Annotated in this window: 20 protein-coding genes and 1 pseudogene; 14 read left to right on the top strand and 7 right to left on the bottom strand. The window is 65.1% G+C overall.

Annotated elements, in window-relative coordinates; all coding sequences use genetic code 11:
• Window positions 1–36: 36 nt before the first annotated feature.
• On the bottom strand, window positions 37–2,892 hold the full coding sequence (locus AC56LV_RS10370; RefSeq protein ID WP_499557411.1) for a 2-oxoglutarate dehydrogenase E1 component: 2,856 nt from the start codon (window positions 2,890–2,892) through the stop codon (window positions 37–39).
• A gap of 417 nt (window positions 2,893–3,309) precedes the next feature.
• Here AC56LV_RS10370 and AC56LV_RS10375 point away from each other — a divergent pair, with 417 nt between their 5' ends.
• From AC56LV_RS10375 to AC56LV_RS10410, 8 genes and pseudogenes are all read left to right on the top strand, one after another.
• The gene (locus AC56LV_RS10375; protein ID WP_499557413.1) at window positions 3,310–3,942 is read left to right on the top strand and encodes a PepSY-associated TM helix domain-containing protein; all 633 of its coding nucleotides are present in this window, start codon (window positions 3,310–3,312) and stop codon (window positions 3,940–3,942) included.
• A gap of 51 nt (window positions 3,943–3,993) precedes the next feature.
• Window positions 3,994–4,503: a DUF2271 domain-containing protein gene (locus AC56LV_RS10380; protein ID WP_499557415.1), complete on the top strand. Its 510-nt coding sequence runs from the start codon at window positions 3,994–3,996 to the stop codon at window positions 4,501–4,503.
• Window positions 4,504–4,524: 21 nt separating this feature from the next.
• Window positions 4,525–5,343 carry a DUF4198 domain-containing protein gene (locus AC56LV_RS10385; RefSeq protein WP_499557417.1) on the top strand — a complete coding sequence of 273 codons (819 nt, stop codon included), beginning with the start codon at window positions 4,525–4,527 and terminating at the stop codon, window positions 5,341–5,343.
• 15 nt (window positions 5,344–5,358) lie between these two features.
• Window positions 5,359–6,366, top strand: coding sequence for an FAD:protein FMN transferase (locus tag AC56LV_RS10390; protein WP_499557418.1), 1,008 nt, complete (start codon window positions 5,359–5,361; stop codon window positions 6,364–6,366).
• An 18-nt stretch (window positions 6,367–6,384) separates the two neighbouring features.
• Window positions 6,385–7,728 (top strand): sulfite reductase subunit alpha, encoded by a 1,344-nt coding sequence (locus AC56LV_RS10395; protein ID WP_499557420.1) that lies wholly within the window; start codon window positions 6,385–6,387, stop codon window positions 7,726–7,728.
• 218 nt (window positions 7,729–7,946) lie between these two features.
• Window positions 7,947–8,195: a DUF7660 family protein gene (locus AC56LV_RS10400; RefSeq protein WP_499557422.1), complete on the top strand. Its 249-nt coding sequence runs from the start codon at window positions 7,947–7,949 to the stop codon at window positions 8,193–8,195.
• A gap of 100 nt (window positions 8,196–8,295) precedes the next feature.
• Entirely contained in the window at window positions 8,296–8,610 is a 315-nt protein-coding gene (locus tag AC56LV_RS10405; protein ID WP_499557424.1) for a hypothetical protein, read from the top strand.
• A gap of 30 nt (window positions 8,611–8,640) precedes the next feature.
• Window positions 8,641–9,183: pseudogene (locus tag AC56LV_RS10410) on the top strand (LysR substrate-binding domain-containing protein); the annotation flags it as partial.
• A gap of 39 nt (window positions 9,184–9,222) precedes the next feature.
• Here the strand turns inward: AC56LV_RS10410 and AC56LV_RS10415 are convergent.
• A complete protein-coding gene (locus tag AC56LV_RS10415) occupies window positions 9,223–9,504 on the bottom strand; it encodes a DUF427 domain-containing protein (protein WP_332533587.1) in 282 nt (93 codons plus the stop codon).
• A gap of 320 nt (window positions 9,505–9,824) precedes the next feature.
• Between AC56LV_RS10415 and AC56LV_RS10420 the strand changes: the two genes are divergently transcribed.
• The 6 genes from AC56LV_RS10420 (at window position 9,825) to AC56LV_RS10445 (ending at window position 15,582) form a co-directional block, all read left to right on the top strand.
• Window positions 9,825–10,322, top strand: a complete 498-nt coding sequence (locus tag AC56LV_RS10420) for a nuclear transport factor 2 family protein (protein WP_499557426.1) — start codon at window positions 9,825–9,827, stop codon at window positions 10,320–10,322.
• Between the two features lie 38 nt (window positions 10,323–10,360).
• The gene (locus AC56LV_RS10425) at window positions 10,361–11,395 is read left to right on the top strand and encodes a sensor histidine kinase (RefSeq protein ID WP_499557428.1); all 1,035 of its coding nucleotides are present in this window, start codon (window positions 10,361–10,363) and stop codon (window positions 11,393–11,395) included.
• Window positions 11,392–12,141: a LytR/AlgR family response regulator transcription factor gene (locus AC56LV_RS10430; RefSeq protein WP_499557430.1), complete on the top strand. Its 750-nt coding sequence runs from the start codon at window positions 11,392–11,394 to the stop codon at window positions 12,139–12,141. The genes AC56LV_RS10425 and AC56LV_RS10430 overlap by 4 nt, the downstream gene beginning before the upstream one ends.
• Complete coding sequence (locus tag AC56LV_RS10435; RefSeq protein WP_499557431.1) at window positions 12,138–13,292, top strand: acyltransferase family protein; 1,155 nt, start codon at window positions 12,138–12,140, stop codon at window positions 13,290–13,292. The genes AC56LV_RS10430 and AC56LV_RS10435 overlap by 4 nt, the downstream gene beginning before the upstream one ends.
• Window positions 13,293–13,396: 104 nt before the next feature.
• Complete coding sequence (locus AC56LV_RS10440) at window positions 13,397–14,920, top strand: ATP-binding protein (protein WP_499557433.1); 1,524 nt, start codon at window positions 13,397–13,399, stop codon at window positions 14,918–14,920.
• Window positions 14,917–15,582: a response regulator gene (locus AC56LV_RS10445; protein WP_499557435.1), complete on the top strand. Its 666-nt coding sequence runs from the start codon at window positions 14,917–14,919 to the stop codon at window positions 15,580–15,582. The genes AC56LV_RS10440 and AC56LV_RS10445 overlap by 4 nt, the downstream gene beginning before the upstream one ends.
• 3 nt (window positions 15,583–15,585) lie before the next feature.
• Here AC56LV_RS10445 and AC56LV_RS10450 read toward each other — a convergent pair whose 3' ends face one another.
• The 5 genes from AC56LV_RS10450 to AC56LV_RS10470 are packed head-to-tail and all read right to left on the bottom strand — an operon-like array spanning window position 15,586 to window position 22,512.
• Window positions 15,586–16,866, bottom strand: coding sequence for a sugar MFS transporter (locus tag AC56LV_RS10450; RefSeq protein WP_499557437.1), 1,281 nt, complete (start codon window positions 16,864–16,866; stop codon window positions 15,586–15,588).
• 35 nt (window positions 16,867–16,901) lie between these two features.
• Window positions 16,902–19,325 (bottom strand): GH92 family glycosyl hydrolase, encoded by a 2,424-nt coding sequence (locus AC56LV_RS10455; protein ID WP_499558000.1) that lies wholly within the window; start codon window positions 19,323–19,325, stop codon window positions 16,902–16,904.
• On the bottom strand, window positions 19,325–20,248 hold the full coding sequence (locus tag AC56LV_RS10460; RefSeq protein WP_499557439.1) for a carbohydrate kinase family protein: 924 nt from the start codon (window positions 20,246–20,248) through the stop codon (window positions 19,325–19,327). Before AC56LV_RS10460 ends, AC56LV_RS10455 begins: the two co-directional genes overlap by 1 nt.
• Window positions 20,241–21,458 carry an AGE family epimerase/isomerase gene (locus tag AC56LV_RS10465; protein ID WP_499557441.1) on the bottom strand — a complete coding sequence of 406 codons (1,218 nt, stop codon included), beginning with the start codon at window positions 21,456–21,458 and terminating at the stop codon, window positions 20,241–20,243. Before AC56LV_RS10465 ends, AC56LV_RS10460 begins: the two co-directional genes overlap by 8 nt.
• Window positions 21,459–21,480: 22 nt before the next feature.
• The gene (locus tag AC56LV_RS10470) at window positions 21,481–22,512 is read right to left on the bottom strand and encodes a LacI family DNA-binding transcriptional regulator (RefSeq protein WP_183555460.1); all 1,032 of its coding nucleotides are present in this window, start codon (window positions 22,510–22,512) and stop codon (window positions 21,481–21,483) included.
• Window positions 22,513–22,591 lie beyond the last annotated feature (79 nt).

The raw sequence follows: 22,591 nt of genomic DNA on the forward strand, positions 1-22,591 counted from the left end.
GTCAGGAGCCGCACGTCTGCGTGCGGCGCCTTGCGATCACTTCGTCAGGATGAAGCCCTTGAGCTTCGAGAACGCAGTCTCCAGCAGTTCCTTTTGCTGCGCGATGTGCTTGTCGGCATAACCGACCGCAGGCGACGCCGATGCCGGGCGGCCGGCGTACGCCAGGCGCTGGCCATCTTCCATGCCTTCGAAGATGTTGTGCTGGATCTGGAACCAGGGACCCTGGTTTTGCGGCTCGTCCTGCACCCACACCACTTCGCCGGCGTTCGGGAACTTTTTCAGTTCAGCGCCGAACGACTTGTGCGGGAACGGGTACATCTGTTCCATGCGGATGATCGCGGTGTCCGTCACGTTGCGCGCCTTGCGTGCATTGACCAGGTCGAAGTAGACCTTGCCCGAGCAGACCAGCACGCGCTTGACCTTCGATGCGTCGATCTTCTCGTCGCATTCGCCGATCACGGTCTGGAAACCGCCCTTGGCCAGATCGGTCAGCGGCGAACCGGCATCCTTGTTACGCAGCAGCGACTTTGGTGTGAAGATGACCAAAGGCTTGCGGAACTGGCGCACCATCTGGCGACGCAGCAGGTGGAAGATCTGGGCTGCGGTCGTTGGCTGGACCACTTGCATATTGTTGTCAGCGCACAGTTGCAGGAAACGCTCGATACGTGCCGACGAGTGCTCCGGACCCTGGCCTTCGTAGCCGTGTGGCAGCATCATGACCAGGCCCGACGCGCGGCCCCACTTCACTTCGCCCGAGGCGATGAACTGGTCGATCACGACTTGCGCGCCGTTGACGAAGTCGCCGAACTGGGCTTCCCAGATCGTCAGCGTGTTCGGTTCGGCGGTCGAGAAACCATACTCGAAGGCGAGCACGGCTTCTTCGGACAGCACCGAGTCGATCACGGTGAAGTTGGCCTGGGTCTCGGACACATTGGCCAGTGGCAGGTAGATGCCCTGGTCCCAACGCTCACGGTTCTGGTCGTGCAGCACGGCGTGACGGTGCACGAACGTGCCGCGACCGGCATCCTGGCCCGACAGGCGGATGGCGTAACCCGACGACAACAGCGACGCGTAGGCCAGGTGTTCGCCCATGCCCCAGTCGAGGTTGACTTCGCCACGGCCCATATTGGCGCGGTCGGCCAGCACCTTGTCGACCAGCGAGTGTGGCTTGAAGTTTTCTGGCGTGGTGGTGATGCGTTGCGCCAGGCGCTTCAGTTCGGTCAGCGGCACGGCGGTATCGGCCGCGTCGGTCCACTTTTTATTGAGGAACGGCGCCCAGTCGACGGCGTACTTGTTCTTGAAGTTGGTCAGCACCGGATCGACCGTGTGCTTGCCGGCGTCCATCGCATCGCGGAACGCAGCGACGAGCTTGTCGCCGCCGTCGGCTTCGATGGTGCCTTGCGCTGCCAGCTTTTCGGCATACAGCTTGCGGGTGCCCGGGTGCTTGGCGATCTTCTTGTACATCAGCGGCTGGGTCAGCGCTGGCGTATCCTGTTCGTTGTGGCCCAGCTTGCGGTAGCAGATGATATCGACCACGACGTCCTTGCCGAATTCGGCGCGGTAGTCGAGTGCGATCTGGCTGGCCAGCACGACGGCTTCAGGATCGTCGGCGTTCACGTGCAGCACCGGCGCTTCGATCATCTTGACGACGTCCGAGCAGTACAGCGTCGAGCGCGCATCGCGCGGATCCGACGTGGTGAAACCGATCTGGTTGTTGATGACGATGTGGACCGTACCGCCCGTACCGTAGCCGCGGGTCTGCGCCAGGTTCAGGGTTTCCATGACCACGCCCTGGCCGGCGAATGCAGCATCGCCGTGCACGAGGATCGGCAAGACTTCTTTGCCCTTGCGGTCGCCACGGCGTTCCATACGCGCCTTGACCGAACCTTCGACGACCGGGTTGACGATCTCGAGGTGGGACGGGTTGAAGGCCAGCGACAGGTGGACCGGGCCGCCCGGCGTGGTGATGTCGCTCGAGAAGCCCTGGTGGTACTTGACGTCACCGGCTGGCAGGTCGTCGGCGTGCTTGCCTTCGAATTCTTCGAACAGGTCGGCCGGGCTCTTGCCCAGGGTGTTGACCAGGACGTTCAGGCGGCCACGGTGGGCCATGCCGATAACGATTTCCTGGACACCCTTTTCACCGGCGCGCTGGATGACTTCGTCCATCGACGCGATGAACGATTCGCCACCTTCGAGCGAGAAGCGCTTGGCGCCGACGTACTTGGTGTGCAGGTAGCGCTCGAGGCCTTCGGCCGCGGTCAGGCGCTCGAGGATGTGTTTTTTCTTTTCGGCCGAGAAGGTCGGGGTCGAACGGATCGACTCGAGACGCTCTTGCAGCCAGCGCTTTTCGGTCGGGTCGCTGATGTACATGAACTCGGCACCGATCGAGCGGGTGTACGTGTCACGCAGCATATTCAGGATATCGCGCAGTGGCGCGGTGTCTTGACCGAAATACGTATTGGTGATGTTGAAGACCGTGTCCATGTCGGACTCGGTGAAGCCGTAGAACGCAGGATCGAGTTCTGGCAGCAGTGGACGTTCCTGGCGCTGCAGCGGATCCAGGTTGGCCCAGCGCGAACCGAGGTAACGGTAGGCGGCGGTGATCTGGGTCACGGCGACGCGCTTGCGGCCCAGTTCGGAGTCAGCCGAGGCGACCACGGTACGGATCGGGCCCTGCTTGGCGCGTTCGGCGAACGACGCAATGACCGATGAATGGACGACGTCAGGACGGTTCGAGCCATCGACGGCCGGCACGTGCTGCATCTGGTCGAAGTAGGCGCGCCAGTTTTCTGGCACCGACGTCGGATTGTCCAGATAGGCCTCGTACAACTCTTCCACGTACGGGGCATTGCCGCCGAACAGGTATGAGTTGGCGTTTTGTTGTTGCATCATTCTTGCTCACCTTTCTTTTCGCGCTTCGCGAGGGTTGGGCGGGTTATTTAACCTTCCGCGACACGGCCTGACCGTTTAGCGGATTGCACTTCAAGACATCAAGTTGTGGGGGAAGGACTGTTTCAGTACCGATACATGTGCAAAATCCTGCCTGTTTGCGCTCATGATTGTAACGCATGATCCCATGCAGGGCAGATTACATTCCCAGAATAATTTATTTCCAAATGTGTTTTGGAACACTCGCTCTTGAGCGGCAAATGTGCGGTTGTCGTCAATACCGCATTGACCTTGTAAATGATAATCGTTATCATTTAACACATGCCCACCTCCGCCCCATCCCCTGATGTTGTCCAGCCGGTGTTACCGGCATCGGCCAAAGCAACCAGTACGCCCGCCCCCGCTCCCGCTACTGGCGGCATGCCCCAGCGCCTCCCGGGCGCGGGGCGCGCCATGTTTCTCAAGCAGCTGCACCAATGGCACTGGATCAGCTCGGCAATCTGCCTGATGGCGATGCTGCTGTTCAGCTTTACCGGGCTGACGCTGAACAACGCGGGGCTGATCAAGGCCACGCCCGAGGTCACGCGCCTGAAAGCCACACTGCCAGCGCCACTGCTTCCCGAATTCAGGCAATGGGCCGAAGAACACGCTGATGCCAAGGTGCCGCTGCCAAGCAGCATCGCCGACTGGACCAACAGCGCGTTCCCCGTCGATGTGCGCGGCGAGCGCGCCGAATGGACCGAGGAAGACGCGTACATCGCCCTGCCCCGCCCAGGTGGCGATGCCTGGCTGCGCATCGCGGTGGACGGCAGCGCCGAATTCGAGCGCACCGACCGCGGCTGGATTTCGTGGCTCAACGACATGCACAAGGGCCGCAATACGGGCGCCGTCTGGAGCTGGTTCATCGATATTTTTTCGGTCGCGTGCATCGTGTTCTGCATTACGGGCTTTTTGATCATGAAATACCACGCGGCCAACCGGCCGTCGACCTGGCCGGTGATCGGCTTCGGCATCGTGCTGCCGGCCGTGCTGGCGTTGTTGTTTGTCCACTGAAGTTTGCCCACTGAGCGTTCCACCGATTTCCAACCTGAGAGAAGACCAAGAATGAAACTGTCCCACTCGCTCGTCCTGACCCTGCCGCTCGTTTCCGGCTGGGCCATGGCCGCCGACCTGTCCGTCAAATTCGACCTGCCGCAACTGAACGTGGCCGAATACCACAAGCCGTATGTAGCGATCTGGCTCGAACGCGCCGACCAGAGCGTCGCGGCCAATCTCGCCGTGCTGTACGACCTCAAAAAGGACGCCGCCGGCGACAAATGGGTCAAGGACCTGCGCACGTGGTGGCGCAAGGCCGGGCGTGATGCGAAATTCCCGCTCGATGGCGTCAGCGGCGCGACCCGTCCTGCCGGCAGCCAGACGATGAAATTCGACGGCGCCAAGCACGGCCTCGACAAACTGCCGGCCGGCGACTACAAGCTGGTCGTCGAAGCATCGCGCGAAGCGGGCGGGCGTGAACTGGTGAAAGTGCCGTTCACGTGGGCCGGCAAGGGCAAGGTCGCAGCGAATGCGGCCGGCAAGGAAGAACTGGGCGCCGTCGCCCTCGAGCTCCAATAACAACAACCAGGAGAGAATCCCATGCACAACCGAATCCTCAAGGGCGCCCTGCTCGGCCTGGCACTGGCCGGCATGTCGATGAGCGCGCAGGCGCACCGTGGCTGGCTGCTGCCCAGCACGGCCATGGTCGAAGCGAAGGAACCGTGGGTCACGCTGGACGGCGCGATCTCGGAAGGCCTGTTCGAATTTCACCACGTGCCGCTGCGCCTGGATAATCTGACGATCACGGGCCCCGATGGCGTGACGACCAAGGCCGAAGGCGCCGTGCTCGGCAAATTCCGCAGCACGATCGACATCCGCCTGCCAAAGGACGGCACCTACCGCCTGGCCATCGTCAGCAACAACGTGATGGGCAGCTACAAGCTGGGTGGCGAGGTCAAGCGCTTCCGCGGCGTCGAAGGCACACCGGGCGCGCAAGTGCCGGCCGGCGCCACCGACGTGACCACCAGCACCACGCACACTCGTCTGGAAACCTTCGTCTCGGCCAACGACATGAACGACACGGCGCTCAAGCCGAGCGGCGTCGGCCTCGAAATGGTCCCGGTCACCAATCCGTCCGACCTGCGCGCGGGCGAGCCGATCACCTTCCGCTTCCAGCTCGACGGCAAGCCGCTGCCGAACTTCCCGTTCAGCATGGTGCCGGGCGCCGTCAAATACCGCGGCACGCTGGGCGAGCTACGCTTTACCACCGACGCCAAGGGCGAGGTCAAGTTCACGGTGCCGGAAGCGAATATGTACTGGCTCTCGGCCAAGTTCCCGCTGGAGTCGCCAAAAGGGCCGCCAACGCCGGGCGCGAAGCGCTACAGCTATACGGCCACGCTCGACGTTCTGCCGCAGTAAGGGCGCACGGGCTCGATGCGCACCATTCTTGTTCCCCTGAACGTCGACGCGGCCATGCCGCCCGGCGGCAGCACGCTGTTCACCACATCCGGCACGTCGATGGGCACGACCTGGTCGGCGCGGCTGATGCTGCCGCCGGGCGCCAATGGCGCCGTGCTCACCCAGGCGCTGCAAGGCGAGCTGGACGAGATCGTTGCGCAAATGAGCCATTGGAATGCCGACTCCCTGCTGTCGCGCTACAACCGCGCGCCGGCAGGTAGCTGGCATGCGCTGCCACCGCAGTTTTTCGCGGTCGCTGAGTATGCGCTGCAGGTGGCGGCAGACAGCGGCGGCGCTTACGATCCGGCCGCCGGCGCCCTTGTCGATCTGTGGGGTTTCGGCGCCCGCGGGCGCTACGACCAGCCGGGGTTCCAGGCGCCGCAGGCTGAGCTGGTTGCTGACGTTATCGCACGCCGGGGCGAGCGCCACCCCGTGCTCGACCAGGCCGGGCGGCGCCTGCTGCAACCGGGCGGCGCGATCCTGGATTTCTCGTCGGTCGCTAAAGGATATGCGGTCGATCGCATGGCCGCCTGCCTCGAGGAGCGCAGCGTGCGCCATTTCGTCGTCGAAGCGGGCGGCGAATTGCGCGGCGCCGGGGTCAAGCCGGATGGCCAGCCGTGGTGGGTCGAGGTCGAGGGCGTGCCGGATTGCGAGGGTATCGGGCAGACGATCGTTGCCCTGCACGGGCTGGCGATCGCCACTTCGGGCGACTACCGTCGCAGCTTTCAATATGGCATGCGGCGCATGGCGCACACGCTCGACCCGCGCAGCGGCTATCCGGTGGATCACGACCTGGCCTCGGTTACCGTGCTGGCGCCGACCTGCATGGCAGCTGATGCGCTGTCCACTGCGCTGACGGTGCTGGGGCCCGACGACGGGCTGGCGTTTGCGGAACAACGCGGGATTGCGGCGCGCTTTCTCGTGCGCGCCGGAGCCGGCTTGAAAGAAACCACGACGGGCGCCTGGCGCTTGATGATGCAATGATGCTCCAATGATGATGCAATGATGTTGACGATCGAACCGCTGCGCTGGGGGAGCGCATTGGCGCTGTCCGGCGCCTATCTTGCGATGTGCCTGGGTCTGTGGCGCATGCATCTGGCCAAGGCGCGCCCCAGCAGCGTGGCTGCCGACTGGCTCGTGGTCTACGCGAGCCAGACCGGCAGCGCAGAATTTCTGGCCGAACGGACGGCTGCCACGCTGGCGCTCGGGGGCCTGGACGCGCGCGCGGCCTGCATCTCGACACTCGATCTGGCTACGTTGTCCAGCGCCAGCCGCATCCTGTTCGTCTGCAGCACCTACGGCGAAGGCGACGCACCCGATCCCGCCGCGCGCTTTGCCACGCAGACGATGGGCACGACGCCGGACCTGTCGCAGCTGCACTACGGCATGCTGGCCCTGGGCGACATCACGTACACCAACTATTGCGGCTTCGGCCGCGCGCTCGATGCCTGGCTGCGCGAGCGCGGCGCAACGAGCCTGTTCGAGCGCATCGACGTCGATCGCGGCGCACCGGACGCGCTGGCCGCCTGGCAGCACCACCTGAGCCATCTGGCCGGCACGAGCGACGCACCGGACTGGGAAGCACCCGCCTACGGCGCGTGGCGCATCGCCGGACGCACCCTGCTCAATCCCGGCAGCGCCGGCGCGCCGCTATACCGCCTCGCGTTGATACCGCAGGATGGCGCGCTGCCGGCATGGGAAGCCGGCGACCTGGCGCAAGTCAGCGCGCCGGCCGACCCGGCGCATCCGCGTGAATATTCGATTGCCTCGGTGCCCGCAGAAGGCCAACTTACGTTGCTGGTGCGATTGCAGCAGCGTGCCGACGGCACGCCGGGCGCGGCGTCGGGCTGGTTGTGCACGGACGCGCTTGCGACAGACACGATCCGGCTGCGGGTGCGCGCGCATGCACGCTTCCGGCTGGGTGAAAATGCGCTGCGGCCCCTGATCGCGATCGGCAACGGCAGCGGGCTGGCCGGCCTGCGCGCACTGCTCAAGGCGCGCATCAACGCTGGCACCCACGACAACTGGCTGCTGTTCGGCGAGCGTAATGCAGCCCACGATTTCCTGTGCCGGGGCGAACTAGAAGAGTGGCGCGACAGCGGCGCCCTCGCCCGGCTCGATCTGGCGTTTTCACGCGACGGGAGCACGGCGCGTTATGTACAGCACCTGGTTGCCGCGCAGGCTGACCTCTTGCGCCAGTGGGTCCGGGACGGCGCGGCGATCTATGTCTGCGGCAGCCTGCAGGGGATGGCTGGCGGCGTGCATGATGCACTGGTCGAGGTGCTGGGCGCGGCCACGGTCGATGCCATGATGGCAGATGGCCGCTACCGGCGCGATGTGTACTGATGCCCTGATCAAGTTCGATTTTCTCATCAGGTGGCTTCTGTTCAGTTCGCACGCATTAAGCCTGCGGTGACTGAGCATAAGTGCGGACGAACGATAAGGTCAGAAACGAAACAGTAATGTTTGACACAAGAGGCTGAGGCATACATGCTCGCGGGAACTTCCGCCTTCGGCCAAGAGCGGATTTTGCCATTGACCGCCAAACATCGGAAGCAAGCCATATGACGCAATTGAATGAGCAGCTTGAGGGGGTTACTGATGAAGCAACGTTTCTCGCCTTTGTTCAGGCGTTGATCGTGGATCGTAGAGGTGATGCTGAACACTGGGAAAATGAATCCATCGAAGACTTTCTGGAAGGGGCTAGTGCATGGGCAGAAGATTCAGGGTTCGGCTCTCAACAAGGCCTTTTACTTGCATCCCCCTGGCGAAAGTTCGCAACTTTTCTCTTCTCGGGAAAGATCTACGAATAGCGAGCATCGTTTGGTCCCCTCTGGGTCGAGTCCGGCCTGACCGCCACTGGTCGACATTGACCAGTCGCGGTTATCAATTCTAAATTAAGGCTATCAGCTTATGATGCCATCGATTGCCCTTGCACTAGGAATTGAAGAGCTCAGGGATGGCGGATCTCTATGTGCAGCGTTTCAAGGTGCGAACGGCTCGATCTACTGGCTTGTCCTTCCAGTAATTTTAGATGGAGACAAAATCATGGGTTACTCACAGCCAGTCGTGGTGGAAAGGCCTTATGCCCCACAAGAATTACTCATCTCATGGCCGCACGCGAAGATGCTGCTACAGCAGGTAGATTATTTGATTTCAGAACGTGCAAATCGAAAGTATATCGAACGGATGTACGCAGCGATTCAGAGTCAGGGAAAGATCGATTGACAGCTACCTTGGCTTTTTGAGCAGTGCTACCCCGATAGCTATCTCATGATCGGTATAAATGATCGTCAGGTGGACCTGATCCAGGATGGCGTCGATTGTGTAATCCGTACCGGCAACCTCAATGACTCGACGCTAGTCTCACGTCGTTTGGGGCCGTTGCGCTGGGTCACATGCGCAGCGCCGTCCTATGTGGAAGAAAAGGGAACTCCCAAGACGCTGCTGGATCTGCAAGCACACCAGGCTGTCCACTACTTTTCCAGCACGACGCGGCGGGGAAGTGAGCTGCATTTTGTCGAAGACGGGCATTGCGTCACCGTTCCGGTGTCTGGCAATGTAGCAGTCAACGAGACTGGGCTTTATATCAAGCTTGGCATCGAGGGACGCGGCCTGATTCAGTTGGCTGAGATGCTCGTGGCGGAACAATTGCGGAGCGGAGAGTTAGTCGAGGTGCTGGCCGACTGGCGGCCAGCACCCGTTCCTGTAGCGTTACTTTATCCCCACCGCCGCTTTCTCTCTCCGGCGATGCGCGCGTTTGCCGATTGGACAGCCGAACTGTTTACCGACGTCTGCTAAGGGTCGATAGTTGCCTATCGAAACAACGGATGAATCGCGTCAGGGCGTCACATCCACACCCTTCCAGAACGCGATGTGGCCAGTAATATTTGACGCGGCGGATTTTGGTGTGGCGTACACCCACGCCGCATCCTTGTTAACCTTGCCGTTCACCTCGATATTGTAGTAGCTCGCGGTCCCCTTCCAGGGACAGTTGGTTGTTGTACTCGAGTCGCTGAAAAACTGGCGGTTTAAAGAGGCGGGGGGAAAATAATGGTTCCCTTCGACGACGACCGTATCGTTCGACTGCGCCAGCACTTCACCATTCCATATTGCTTTCATATGCACTCCGGTAGCGCTTCGGATCTGAAGCGCGGACCAGTCTACACCGATTGCGTGAGAAAGTTGATGCAGATGTTTGTGCGACGAGTGCGCGCATAACGGGGTCGCACAGCGGGGTCACGTCTGACATTCAGACACGTGCTCGGCGACGATCTGGCTCGTTCATCTTTTGATCCCATCTTGAAAGCCAGTGGTTTCCTTGAAATTCCCAATTCAGGCTCAACCCTTTCATCGCAGGGTATGCACGGGTCGGCGCATTCCCCTGGACCGCTGTACGCCTGCTGCCTAAGGTGGAATCTTTCCAACCCCCGGGAGTTTCCATGCGCGTTCTACTGTCTTCCCTTCTTCTCACACTTTGCCTGGCGAGTGCCGCACATGCCGCCGAAGGCGCCGCCCCAGGCGCCCGAGCAGCCGACGTGGCGGCGATCCACGCGGTCGTCGATCAATTCAAGGCGGCGATCATCGCCCGTGACGGCAAGACCCTCGGCAGCCTGTTCCTGCAAGACCACGACAGCTGGCTGTCGGTGGCTGACGATGCGGTCTGGGCCAAAGTCAAGGCGCGCAATCCGAAGGCACGCAAAGTGGTTCCTTCGAGCTGGAAGAAGTTCGCCGAATTCATCCAGACGGCAGACAAGCCGATCGAAGAACGTTTCTACAACGTGCGGGTCGACACCAATGGCGCCGTCGCCTCGGTGTGGTTCGATTTCGACTTTCTCGCAGACGGCAAGGTGACCAACCGCGGCAGCGAGAGCTGGCAAATGGTGCGCGCAGAAGACGGCTGGAAGATCAGCTCGATGCTGTTTTCCATGGGCGACTGAGACGATAGAATAGCAACACTACAATTCGAAAAGCCGGCATGAAAGTCGAAACGCCCCTGTTCGTCCCCGTGCTGGCCGCCCTGCCGGTCGCCGCCTGCATGGCCATCCTCGGGCTGCCTGTCTTCGGCTACGAGTATGCTGCGGCCTTTCGCAGCTTGTACTTCGTTGCCTGCCTGGTGTGGTTGATTCCGCTGGCGCTGCTGCAGCGCGCCATGTGGCGCCGTGACTGGCCCTGGCTGCGCATGGCCCTGGTGCTGCTGGCCGCCAGCTACGCCATGTCCATCCTGAACGCCGTGCTGGGACAGGGCCTGGGCATCTGGCTCGGGCTGCAAAAGCACTACCGCTGGAATGAACTGGCCGAGGGACTGGACGGCTGCTGGCTGGCCCTGATCGCGTTCTGCGCCGTACATGCAGTGGCGGCCTACTACCTGTCGCTGCAGCAGGTGCGCCTGCATCTGGCAGAGGCGCAGGCCGCAGCGCGCGACGCCCAGCTGCGCGCGCTGCGCCTGCAGGTCAACCCCCACTTCCTGTTCAACTCCCTGAACGCGATTTCCGCGCTCGTGTCGGCCCAGTCCAACCGCGAGGCCAACCGCATGCTCGGCTGCGTGGCCGACTTCCTGCGCGCCACGCTTGCGCACGACGGCCGCCACGAGCATTCGCTCGCGGAAGAACTGGCCCTGCTCGACGCCTACCTCAAGATCGAACAGGCACGCCTGGGCGAACGCCTGTGCCTGAATATGAAAGCCGGTCCGGACCTGCTCGACAACGTCATGCCCTACCTGATGCTGCAGCCCCTCGTCGAGAATGCGATCCGTCATGGCATCGCGCCGCTGTCCGTCCCCGGGCGGCTCGACATCCGTCTTGAGCATGTCGGCGGGCGCCTGCTGGTCGAGGTGCGCAACGACGGTCAGCAGCCGGCGCAGCCGGGCTGCGGTATCGGCCTGGCCAACGTGAGGGAACGCTTGCGCCACCTGTACGGCGACGATCAGGAAGTCGAGACGGGATGGGGGCCGGACGGCCGCTTTGGCGTGCGTATCGCCCTGCCGCTACGCAGCATGGAGGCGGCGGCATGAACATACGGGTTGTCATTGTCGACGACGAACCGCTGGCCAGGCTGGCGGTCAAGCTCAGGCTGGCGCGGCGCAGCGGCTTCGCTCTGGTCGGTGAGTTCGGTGACGGCGACAGCGCGCATGCCGGCATCCTGGCGCTGCGGCCCGACCTGGTATTCATCGATGTCGAGATGCCGGGCAAGACCGGGCTCGAGGTGCTGGCCGCGCTGCCGCCGGCGCAGCGGCCGATGGCGATCCTGCTGACCGCCTACGACAGCTTCGCCCTGCAGGCGTTCGATCTGGCGGCCCTGGATTACCTGCTCAAGCCGGTCGATGACGAACGCCTGGACGAAGCCCTGGACCGCGCGCAGCAGGCCTTTCCTTATCGCGCCCACGGCCGTACGTTGCCACCAGCCGCGCCGGCGCTGCGCAGCTTTAGCGTGCGTGTCGGCGCGCGCACGGTGCTGGTGCCGGTTGCGCAGGTCGAGCGCATCGAGGCCGACGGCGACTACGCCACGCTGCATGCGAACGGCAAGACCTGGCTGGTTCGCGAGCGCCTGCACAACCTGGCCATGCAGCTCGATGCGCGCCAGTTCCACCGTGTGCACCGCTCGACCATCGTGCGGCTGGACATGATCGCCGAACTGCGCTCGCTGACCAATCGCGATGCCCTGCTGCGCCTGCATGACGGCAGCGTGCTGCGCGCCAGCCGCACCTATATGCCCGCCCTGGCGGAAGCACTACAACACCTCGACAAGAACTCCGCATGATGCAGCTTCAATCCACATCCGCCCGGCTCGCCGGGCTGGACACCCTGCGCGCGCTCGCCATCGCGCTGGTCCTGATGTCGCACTACCAAGGCTTCGTCAGCCACGCGCCGACCTTCGGCTTCATGGGGAAAATCGGCTGGGCCGGCGTCGACCTGTTTTTCGTGCTGAGCGGTTACCTGATCGGCAATCAGCTGCTGGCGCCGGCCGCGCGTGGCGATCACCTGGACCTGAAAACCTTCTTCGCACGCCGCTTGCTGCGCACACTGCCGAATTACTACGCGGTGCTGGCCGTGTACCTGCTGCTGCCGGATAGTCCCATCGCCGGCAAGAGCATGGCGCCGGTCTGGCAGTTCCTTACCTTCACCCAGAACTTCGGTTTGAACTATGGGGAAACCTTCACGCACTCGTGGTCACTGTGCATCGAAGAGCAGTTCTACCTGGTGTTCCCGCTGGCAGTGCTGGTACTGGTCGGCAGCGAGCGCTCGCCGCGCCTGCTCTGGTGCGCCCTTCTTGCCGCCATCGGCACCGGCATGACGGTGCGCGGCATGGCGTTCCTGGATGGGATGGATGCCTTTGCGGCGCCGGTGTACTACGCGAGCTTTTCCCGCTTCGACGAGTTGCTGCCCGGTGTCGCCATCGCGATGCTGAAGAATTTCCATCCGGCGGCCTTTGCACGCATTCTGCGCCACGGGAATGCGCTGCTGGTAGCGGGCCTGGCCATGTCGGCAGCTGTGCTGTACGGCATAACGAACGACGTGCCGACCGCTTTTGCGGCATCCACGTTCGGGTTTTCACTGGTCGCCGCCAGCTTCGCGCTGCTGACCTGTTCGGCGCTCAGCCCCGGCTCGATCCTGAACCGGGCGTGCATTCCCGGCGCGGCCAGCCTGGCCCTGTGGTCCTACGCCATCTACCTGGTGCACAAGCCGGTGTTCATGGCCTTGCGGCCGGAATTGGTCAGCAGGGGCATCGATCCCGGCGCGCCCTTGACCATTGCAGCGGTCATGGCGGCCGGCATCCTGGGCGGCTGGGTACTGTACCGCGTGATCGAGACGCCGTTCATGCAACTGCGGGCGCGCTGGTATCCGGCTGGCACACCAACGACGCATCACACGGGCGCGGCGATGCTCGCCGGTCATTCGATCAGGGGCTAGTCAACAAAGGCTGAACAGTCGCCGCCAAACCTCGTGCACGTTCACCATGCCGCGTCGCGACGCTCATGGCTTGCCATGCACTGTCACCACTTCCTTGCCCGCCCGTGAAAATCGCCATCGGCCACCGCCTCTTTGCCTCCGTGCTCCTTGCCATGCTGACGGTGGCCGCCGCCGCCGTGTTGCTGCTGCGCCAGAATGTCCTGGGCAGTTTCGGCGACTACGCGGTGGCGATTGAACTGGATCGCCTCGATGAACTCTCTGGCGCCGTCGCGCGCCAGTACAGCCAGCATGGCGACTGGACGTTCCTGCCGTCCGGTGACGACCGGCGCGACTGGATCGGCGGCGAACTGACGCGCCTGCAGTCCGTGCGCGGGAAGCCGGCGCCGCCGGTCGGGCCGGTCGGTCCAGTAGCGCCGGTGGACCCCGTCGCCCCAGCAGCGCCTGCGGCACCCGCCGCTCCCCTGCACACGCGAGCCGGCCCACCCATGCCGCCGCTACCGCCTCCCCCACCCGCCCCACCCGGCGTCATCGCGGATCTGCACACACGCATTACCCTGCTCGATGCGAATGGCGGCTATCTCGCCGGTCGCCCGCCGGGCAAGCTGCCACTGGCCCGGCGCGCGATTACGGTTGATGACCGCACGATCGGCTATCTCGGCGTCGCGCGCAGCGCGCGGCCCAGCGACGCGATGGCGTTCGCCTTTCTCGACCAGTTGCAACGCAGCCTGTGGCTGATCGGCGGACTTGCCCTTGTGCTCAGCGCGCTGGCGGCAATCGGCCTGGCGCGTCACTTCCGGCGCCCGATCGACCGCCTCGCACGCGGTGCCGGCGCGCTGGCTGCAGGCGACTATGCCGTGCGCCTGCCGGTCCAGCGCAGCGACGAACTGGGTGACCTGGCGCGCCACTTCAATGCACTGGCCGAGCGGCTCGATCAGGCCGAAGCGGCGCGCCGCCAGTGGGTGGCCGACACCTCGCACGAACTGCGCACGCCGCTGGCCGTGCTGCGCGCGCAGCTCGAAGCGATCCAGGATGGCGTACGCCAGGCCACGCCAGCCACGGTCGATGCGATGGTGCTGCAGGTGCATGCGCTGACGAAGCTGATCGACGAACTGTATGCGCTGGCACGAGCCGATGTCGGCGAACTGGCGTGCCAGCGCGTGCCGCTCGATCTGTGGCAACTGGCGGCCGCTGAAGCGCAGGCATTCAGCGCGCGCTTCCAGGCCGCCAGCCTGGCGTTCGAGACCGCCCCGGCGCCGGCACAATCACAGGTGCTGGGCGACCCGGACCGCCTGCGCCAGGTACTGGCCAACCTGTTCGAGAACAGCCTGCGCTACACGGCCCCCGGCGGCTTGGTGCGGCTAAGCCCGCGGGTGCACGACGGCCACTTTCACCTGGCGCTCGACGACAGCGCGCCCGGCGTGCCGGATGCGGCATTGGCGCGCCTGGCCGAGCGCTTCTACCGCGTCGATGCATCGCGCAGCCGCGCGCATGGCGGCGCCGGCCTCGGTCTGGCCTTGAGCCGGCGCCTGCTCGCCGCCCAGGGTGGCACGCTGGCGTTTGCCCATTCGCCGCTGGGCGGCTTGCGCGTGACCGTGTCGCTGCCGCTGCTCAAAAAGGACACGCCATGAGCAGCACCATCATGATCGTCGAGGACGAACCGGAACTGGCCGCCGTGATCGCCGACTACGCACGCGCGGCCGGTTATCTCCCAACCGTGCATGGCGACGGCGCAGAGGCCCTGGCCGCGATTCGCACGGCGCCACCGGATCTGATCGTGCTCGACCTGATGCTGCCTGGCCTGGACGGCCTGGCGCTGTGCCGCGCGGTGCGCGCGTTTTCGGAGGTGCCGATCGTGATGGTGACGGCGCGGGTCGAAGAAATCGACCGCTTGCTGGGACTGGAACTGGGCGCCGACGATTACCTGTGCAAGCCGTTCAGCCCACGCGAACTGATGGCGCGCATCAAGGCGATCCTGCGCCGCGCCGGAAGCGGCGACGTCGCGCCGGCGGCCCTGCTGCTGGACGAAGGCGCGCGCAGCGTCAAGGTCCACGGCCGCGCGCTCGACCTGACGCCGAGCGAATACGCGATCCTGGCCGCGCTGGCGCGCCGGCCGGGCCAGGTGCTGTCGCGCGCCCACCTGCTCGACGCGGCCCGCGCCGACAATCTCGACGCCACCGACCGCGCGATCGACAGCCACGTCAAGAACCTGCGGCGCAAGATCGATGCGGCGGCGCCGGGGCTGGAGCCGATCCGCTCGATCTACGGCCTCGGCTACCGCTACGACGCGTGAAGGTTACTTGGTTGCATACATCGACGCGTAGCGGGCGCCGAAGTACAGGATGAACGCATAGCATGCAGCCGGCAGCAGGAACGAGATCTGCACGCCCAGCGTATCGGCCAGCACGCCCTGCGCGAACGGCACCAAAGCGCCGCCGACAATGGCCATGCACAGGATGCCGGAACCCTGGCCCGTGTGCTTGCCCAGGCCGTGCAGCGCCATGCTGAAGATCGTCGGGAACATGATCGAGTTGCACAGGCCAACCGCCAGGATCGCCCACATCGCGATGTCACCCTGCGCGAACGTGCCAACCAGTACCAGCACGATTGCCGCCACCGAGTTGAACGCCAGCGTCTTGCCAGGGCTGACCACACGCATCACGGCAAAGCCGATGAAGCGCCCCACCATGGCGCCGCCCCAGTAGATGCTGACGTAATGGGCGGCGTCGGCGTGTGCCAGACCGGCGATCTGCGGCTCGCCGATGAAGTTGATCAGGAAGCTGCCGATGCTCACTTCAGCGCCCACGTACAGGAAGATGCCGATGGCGCCCAGCACCAGGTGGCGGTGCCCCAGCACCGAGCCGGCGGCACCCGCCAGCGGCGTGCCATCGTCATCGGCCGCGACAATCTTCGGCAGCTTCGCCATCAGGAACATCACGGCCAGCACGACCAGCAGGCCAGCCAGCATCAGGTATGGCCCGCGCACGCTGGCTGCTTCCGCCGCTGCATCGCTGCCCGCCACGGCGGCAGCACCGGCCGCCGACAGGATCAGCACACCGCCCACGGCCGGACCGATCGTCGTGCCCAGCGAATTGAAGGCCTGCGTCAGGGTCAGGCGGCTCGACGCGGTGCGCGCTGGCCCCAGCACGGCCACATACGGGTTGGCAGCAACCTGCAGCACCGTGATGCCCGAGGCCAGCACGAACAGCGCCAGCAGGAACATCCCGTAGCCACCGGAAGCGGCCGGATAGAACAGCGTGCAGCCGCCGGCCGCCACCAGCAGGCCCGTCACGGCGCCCTTCTGGTAGCCGATGCGGCGAATCAGCGCGCCGGCTGGCAGCGACACGATCGCATACGCGCCGAAGAAGCAGAACTGCACCAGCATCGCCTGCACATACGTCAGCGTGTAGACCGCCTTCAGGTGCGGAATCAAGACGTCGTTGAGCGACGTGATCAGGCCCCACATGAAGAACAGGATGGTGACGATGACGAGCGCCCCCGTGTTACTGCCTTGTTGCGTCCCGGGGGGACCGTCCTGCCGCGCGACTGGTGCCGCGCCCGTTGCCATATTGGCCATGCTGTCTCCTGATGATTGTTATTGTGGTCGGGTGCTTAGCGGGCCATGCCTGCGGGCGGACGTGGCAGGTCGCGGGCACGTGTGCCCCAGCCCTGCGCATCCGGCTGTGGCGCCAGCTGATACTTCAGCGCGCCGCCCGACTGCAGTTGCTCCCAGTCGAGCCAGACGCGTTCCACCGCGCGGCCGCCGTAGTTGACCGACTTGACGAAGCCGCGCTGACCCGGCTTGGCGCCCGCGGCGTCGATGCGCAGCGTGCGGCCCTGGGCCAGGTCGATCTCGGCGCCGGCAAAGCGCGGTGCGTGCAGCAGGAAGCGGCCGCTGCCCGGCATGTCCGAATAGATGCCCAGTGCGCTGAACAGGTACCAGGCCGACATCGTGCCCAGGTCGTCGTTGCCCGTCACGCCGCCCGGCCCATTCGTGAACAGCGTTTCGGCAGCGCGCAGCACGGTCGTCGTCTTCCACGGCTGGCCCATCAGCGTGTACATCCACGGCGCGTGCAGGTCCGGCTCATTGTTCGGGTTGTAGCGGAACTGGGCGTAGTAGCTGTACGGCCCCACCACCCACGACTTGCGCACGGCGTTGGGGTCGGCCAGCACGGCGTCGTAATCGAAGAATTGGTCGAGGCGGCCGAGGGCCGGCGCGTGGCCGCCCATCGCTGCCGCCAGGCCCGGCACGTCCTGCGGCGCCAGCCACTGGTACTGCCACGCCGTGCCTTCATGGAAGCCATGGTCGCCACGCGGGTCGAACCCGCTGCCAACGTCGGCAAACCAGCTGCCGTCGATCAGGCGTGGGCGCGGGAAGCCGCGCTGGCCGGTCGGTTCGTCGACCGCGTTCGCGTCCCAGATCGTTTTCCAGTTCAGCGCGCGCTGCGCCAGCACACGGGCATCGTCCTCGTGGCCGAGCGCCTTGGCCATCTCGGCCAGCGCGCCATCGGCCAGCGCGTATTCGAGCGTCGCCGAGGCGCCGTGGTGCGGGTCGGTGTCCATCCCTTTCGACACGAAACTGCGGTCGTACTGCACGAAGCCCTGCTTCATGTAGTTCGGATTGCCCGAACGGCCTTGCGGACGAATGCCGTGGGCCGGCACGCCGAATGCGTTCTCGCGCAGTGCGGTGTAGGCCTGGGCTTCACGGCCCTTCAGCGCGCCGAAGCGCCACAGGTCAACGAGGAACGGCGTGACCGGGTCACCCGTCATGATATTGGTTTCGAAGTTGGCGTAGCCCCAGCGTGGCAGCCAGCCGCCCTGGTCGCGGATTGCCAGCACCGAAGTCGCGATATCGCGCGCGCGCTCGGGGCGGATCAGCGCCAGCAACTGGTTCTGCGCGCGGTAGGTGTCCCACAGCGAGAAGAATTCGTAGTAGGTCCAGTCCTTGGCGGTATGAACCGCATCGTCGTAGCCGCGATAGCGGCCGTCGGCGTCGTTGCCCGTCAGCGGCTGCAGCAGCGCGTGGTACAGCGCCGTGTAGAACACGGTGCGGTCGTCCTTGCTGCCGCCCTTGATGCGCACGCTCTTGAGTTCACGCTGCCAGGTGGCCTGCGCCTTGGTTTTCATGGCGTCGAAGGTCAAGGCTTTGTCGCCGGCCTTGCCGTCGGCGGCGAGGTTGACGCGCGCGCCTTCGGCGTCGACGTGCGAAATCGCGCTGACGGCGGTCACGGCCTGGCCGTTCTTCAGGTCAAAGGTCAGCCACACGCCGTGCGGCTTGGCTTCGCCCTGCTGGCTCGGACCGGCGGCGCCAGGCCAGCCGCCGCGGTCGTCCCAGACGCCCTTGGCGGCGATCGGCTGGTCGAACTCCATGCGGAACCAGGTCGTGTACTTGGCGCCGCCGCAGAAACTGCGGGTGACGATCTTGCCTTCGACGGCGCGCTCGCCGACGACCTGCACTTCGCTGCCGATGACGCCATGGCGCTCGTTGGCCTGGGCCACGTTGAGCAGCACATGGCCCGTCTTGGTGCCCGGCGCATAGGTATAGCGTTCGGCGGCGGCGCGGGTCAGCGCGGTTGCTTCGGCCGTGATGCCGCCGTAGCTGGTCAGCTTGACCTTGTAGTAGCCGGCCTGGCCGACTTCGCCGTCATGCGTGTAGTCGGCGGCGTAGCGCTTGTGGTCGAACGTGCCTTTCTTGGCGGTGTCGAAATCCCCGCCCGGGCCAATGGTGCCGGTGACCGGCAGCACCGACAGCTGCCCGCCCTGCTCCCAGCATCCGGCGCCGGACAGGAACGAGTGGCCAAAACCCCGGATCCGCTTGTCGCTGTAGCGGTAGCCGGCGTAGTGGTCGGCAATCGGGCTGACCTGGATCATGCCGAACGGCGCGGAGGCGCCAGGGAAGGTATTGCCTTCATCCTGGGTGCCGATGAAGGTGTTGACCGGCATGCTGTCGGCCGCCAGCGCGACCTGTGCGCCTAAAGGCAGCAGGCAGGCCAGCACCAGCGTGGGGACACTGAAACGGGTACGGAAATGCGGCATCACGATGCTTCTCCTTCGAGCAGTTCGAACAATTGGTGCATGGCCGCCGGTGGCGGTGGGGTAGCGCCGGCCTGCAGGCAGGCGGCGGAGCCAGCCGCCAGTGCGGCGTGCAGGTGCGCCTGCAAGGCGCGCTGCGGATGGCGTGCAAGGCTGTGCAGGAGGCCAGCGGCGCTGGCATCGCCCGCGCCGACTGTATCCACGACCGCCACTTTCGGCGCCAGCGCGTGGCAGCGCTCGTCGCCATGGAACAGGCTCGCGCCCTGGCCGCCGCGCGTGAGCAGGCAGTAGGCGGCGGGGTTGAATGCGCGCAGGCGCGCCAGGGCGTCGTCCAGACCCAGGCCGGGGAACAGGCCGCGCAGGTCGTCGTCCGACACCTTGATCAGGTCGGCCAGCGAAGCCATCGCTTCGAGCGTCGGCGTGTAGCGCGCATCCATCAGGTTGCGGTAGTTCGGATCGAAGCTGATCGACACGCCGCGCTCTTTCAGCGTGCGCGCCAGCGCCACCAGCGTGGCAGCCAGCGGCTCGCGCGCCAGGCTGATGCCGCCGAAGTGCGCCCAGCGCAGGCCGTCGAAGGCGCCCGCCGGCAGCGCGGCCGGATCGAAATGCAGGTCGGCGCTGTCGTCGCCGATGAAGAAGTAGCGCGGCGGCTCGCCGCCCTCGACCACGGCCAGCAGCGGCGCGCGGTCCACGCGCTGCAGCAGGCGCAGGTCCAGGCCGGCCGCTTCGCTGGCGGTCCACAGCGCGTCGCCAAAACGGTCGCGGCTGATCGCGCCGGCAAACGCCGTCGGTTCGCCCAGCACGGCCAGCGCGCGCGCCACGTTCCAGGTGGAGCCGCCCACGCGGCTGACCCAGCGTTCGTCGCCCTGATGGATCATGTCGGTCAGCGCCTCGCCGGCGCACAGCATGAACGGCGCATCAACCATGGCGGGGTCCTTTCATCGCGGCGACGATGTCGTAGACCGCGCCCATCGTGTGGTAATCGACCTTGCCGGCCGGGCTTTTCTCGTCACTGAGCTTGCGGTTTTCGCGGTCCAGGATGCGGTACCAGGCGCCGTGCTCGTGGTCGACGAAGTGGCTCCAGCTGTATTGCCAGAGCCGTTCGTACCAGGTCCAGTAGGCATCGTTGCCGGTGCGCGTGCCCAGGAGTGCCGCTGCGGCGGCGCTTTCGGCCTGCACCCAGAAGTACTTGTGGCTGTCGCAGACGGTCAGGTCAGGCGCGAGCGAATACGCCACGCCGCCGAATTCGTTGTCCCAGCCCTTCTCTACCGCCACCTTGAACAGGCGCTCGGCGGTCGGCAGCAGCCAGCTCAGGTCATCCGTCAGAACGCCCGGGGCGCGCGCTTCGAGCTGCACCAGCAGCTTGGCCCATTCGGTGAAGTGGCCCGGCTGGTAGCCCCACGGGCGGAACAGGTTTTCCGGGTCGTCGATGTTGAACTTCCAGTCCGGCTGCCACTGGTCGTCGTAGTGTTCCCAGATCAGGCCACCACAGCGCGCGGCCTGGCGCTGCGTGATGTTGCTGGCCACCAGATAGGCGCGCTCGAGGTAGCGTGCTTCGCCAGTCGCTTGATGCGCCGCCAGCAGCGCCTCGACCGCGTGCATGTTGGCGTTCTGGCCGCGGTAGGTCGACAGCGTGCGCCAGTCGTGGCTTGCTTCGTCAGCGTACAGGCCATCGGCCGCGTTCCAGAAGCGCGCTTCCATCAGGTCGAACGTCTCGCCGATCCAGGGGCGCGTCTCTTCCAGCCCTGCCATCGTCGCATGCGAATACGCCAGCAGCACGAAGGCCTGGCCATAGGCATGCTGGGTGCCGTCTTCGACGTCGCAGCCGTCCAGCATCCAGGCGTAGCCGCTGCCGTCCGGTGCGCGGTGCGCGTCACGCAGGAAGCGCACCGCGTGCTGCAGGCCGTCCAGGTAGGCCGGATCGCCAAACTGGCGGTATGCCATCGCGTAGGTGAACACGAAGCGCGTGCTGCTCACCAGGTGCCGGTGGCGCGGGTCGTAGACGGCGCCGTCGTCCTTGAAATAGTGGAACATGCCTCCGGCGGGATCGATCGCGCGCGGGTGGTAGAAACGCATCGTGTGGCGTGCGTGGTCGAGCAGCTGGTCCGGGCTGCGAAAGTTCGGGAACGTGGTCATGGTGGGGGCTGGTGGTTGTTCGCTAGTCGTCGTAGCTGCTCTCGCGCACGATCATCTCGACTGGCAGGGTTATCTGGGTGGCGTCCACGTCGCTCTGCTGGAGGCCGGGCTGTTGAGAGTTGGTCTGTTGAAGCTCGGGCTTGGCGAGCAGCGCATCGACGCCGGCGCGACCCAGCGCTTCCTTGTCCACGCGCACGGTGCTCAGTGGCGGGATGGCGGCAGCGGCGGCGGCGATGTCGTCGAAGCCGACGATGGCGAGGTCGTAGGGAATCTTGAGGCCCTCGCCCAGGCAGTACTTCATCGCGACCAGCGCCGTGCTGTCGTTGTAGCAGAACAGCGCGTCCGGCCGCTTGGGCAGCGCCAGCAGGCTGCGCATCGCCTCGATCACGCCGTCGTCGCCCTCGCCCATGGTGGGCACGCTCACTTCGAGGTTCGGATCGGCATGCATCTTGGCGTCGAACAGCGCCTGGCGAAAGCCGCGGTTGCGCTGCCCGATGCTGTAGTGGGCCAGGGACCCCGACAGCATCGCGATGCGCTTGCGCCCGACGCGCAGCAGGTGCTGCGTGGCGAGGTAGCCGCCGCTGATATTGTCCGGATTGATCGACGTGAAACCGCGCCGGTGCATGTCGACCAGCACCATCGGCTTGCCGGTCTGCTGCAGGGCGGTGAGGATTTCCGGCTCAAAAAAGCCGGCGCACAGGATCGCGTCAGGCTGGTGCAGGCGGATCTGCTCCAGCACCGGTTCGGCCGGTCCGACAACGATCAGCGACAGCGCGATGCCCTCGCGCCGGCACGCTTCTTCGGCCCCGTGCAGCACGGGCGTGAAGAAGGGGCTGGACGTGAGGGTGTTGTGCTGGCTGTGGAGCAGGAAGGCGATGCGGCGGATCCGGCCTTTCTTGAGCAGCGAAAAGTCGTAACCCAGCCGCAGCGCCGCGTCGCGCACGGCCGTGCGCGTGGCTTCCGTCATGCCGCCCTGGTTTTTCAGCGCGCGCGAGACGGTGCCGATCGACAGCCCGGTGGCGCTGGCGATGTGACGCAGCGTGACCTGGCTCACGGCCGCGCCTCTGGCATGCCGGGCATCGTGATCATGGACATGATCGGTCTCCAATCGTTGGTTTAATAAACGCCTCTGT

The organism is Telluria sp. RB2R28, from assembly GCF_059685835.1.

What these genes read in the sequence shown, in the direction of transcription:
- AC56LV_RS10370 (WP_499557411.1), bottom strand. Translation starts at nt 2,892, where the DNA reads ATGATGCAACAACAAAACGCCAACTCATACCTGTTCGGCGGCAATGCC.
- AC56LV_RS10375 (WP_499557413.1), top strand. Translation starts at nt 3,310, where the DNA reads ATGCCCCAGCGCCTCCCGGGCGCGGGGCGCGCCATGTTTCTCAAGCAG.
- AC56LV_RS10380 (WP_499557415.1), top strand. Translation starts at nt 3,994, where the DNA reads ATGAAACTGTCCCACTCGCTCGTCCTGACCCTGCCGCTCGTTTCCGGC.
- AC56LV_RS10385 (WP_499557417.1), top strand. Translation starts at nt 4,525, where the DNA reads ATGCACAACCGAATCCTCAAGGGCGCCCTGCTCGGCCTGGCACTGGCC.
- AC56LV_RS10390 (WP_499557418.1), top strand. Translation starts at nt 5,359, where the DNA reads ATGCGCACCATTCTTGTTCCCCTGAACGTCGACGCGGCCATGCCGCCC.
- AC56LV_RS10395 (WP_499557420.1), top strand. Translation starts at nt 6,385, where the DNA reads ATGATGTTGACGATCGAACCGCTGCGCTGGGGGAGCGCATTGGCGCTG.
- AC56LV_RS10400 (WP_499557422.1), top strand. Translation starts at nt 7,947, where the DNA reads ATGACGCAATTGAATGAGCAGCTTGAGGGGGTTACTGATGAAGCAACG.
- AC56LV_RS10405 (WP_499557424.1), top strand. Translation starts at nt 8,296, where the DNA reads ATGATGCCATCGATTGCCCTTGCACTAGGAATTGAAGAGCTCAGGGAT.
- AC56LV_RS10415 (WP_332533587.1), bottom strand. Translation starts at nt 9,504, where the DNA reads ATGAAAGCAATATGGAATGGTGAAGTGCTGGCGCAGTCGAACGATACG.
- AC56LV_RS10420 (WP_499557426.1), top strand. Translation starts at nt 9,825, where the DNA reads ATGCGCGTTCTACTGTCTTCCCTTCTTCTCACACTTTGCCTGGCGAGT.
- AC56LV_RS10425 (WP_499557428.1), top strand. Translation starts at nt 10,361, where the DNA reads ATGAAAGTCGAAACGCCCCTGTTCGTCCCCGTGCTGGCCGCCCTGCCG.
- AC56LV_RS10430 (WP_499557430.1), top strand. Translation starts at nt 11,392, where the DNA reads ATGAACATACGGGTTGTCATTGTCGACGACGAACCGCTGGCCAGGCTG.
- AC56LV_RS10435 (WP_499557431.1), top strand. Translation starts at nt 12,138, where the DNA reads ATGATGCAGCTTCAATCCACATCCGCCCGGCTCGCCGGGCTGGACACC.
- AC56LV_RS10445 (WP_499557435.1), top strand. Translation starts at nt 14,917, where the DNA reads ATGAGCAGCACCATCATGATCGTCGAGGACGAACCGGAACTGGCCGCC.
- AC56LV_RS10450 (WP_499557437.1), bottom strand. Translation starts at nt 16,866, where the DNA reads ATGGCCAATATGGCAACGGGCGCGGCACCAGTCGCGCGGCAGGACGGT.
- AC56LV_RS10455 (WP_499558000.1), bottom strand. Translation starts at nt 19,325, where the DNA reads ATGCCGCATTTCCGTACCCGTTTCAGTGTCCCCACGCTGGTGCTGGCC.
- AC56LV_RS10460 (WP_499557439.1), bottom strand. Translation starts at nt 20,248, where the DNA reads ATGGTTGATGCGCCGTTCATGCTGTGCGCCGGCGAGGCGCTGACCGAC.
- AC56LV_RS10465 (WP_499557441.1), bottom strand. Translation starts at nt 21,458, where the DNA reads ATGACCACGTTCCCGAACTTTCGCAGCCCGGACCAGCTGCTCGACCAC.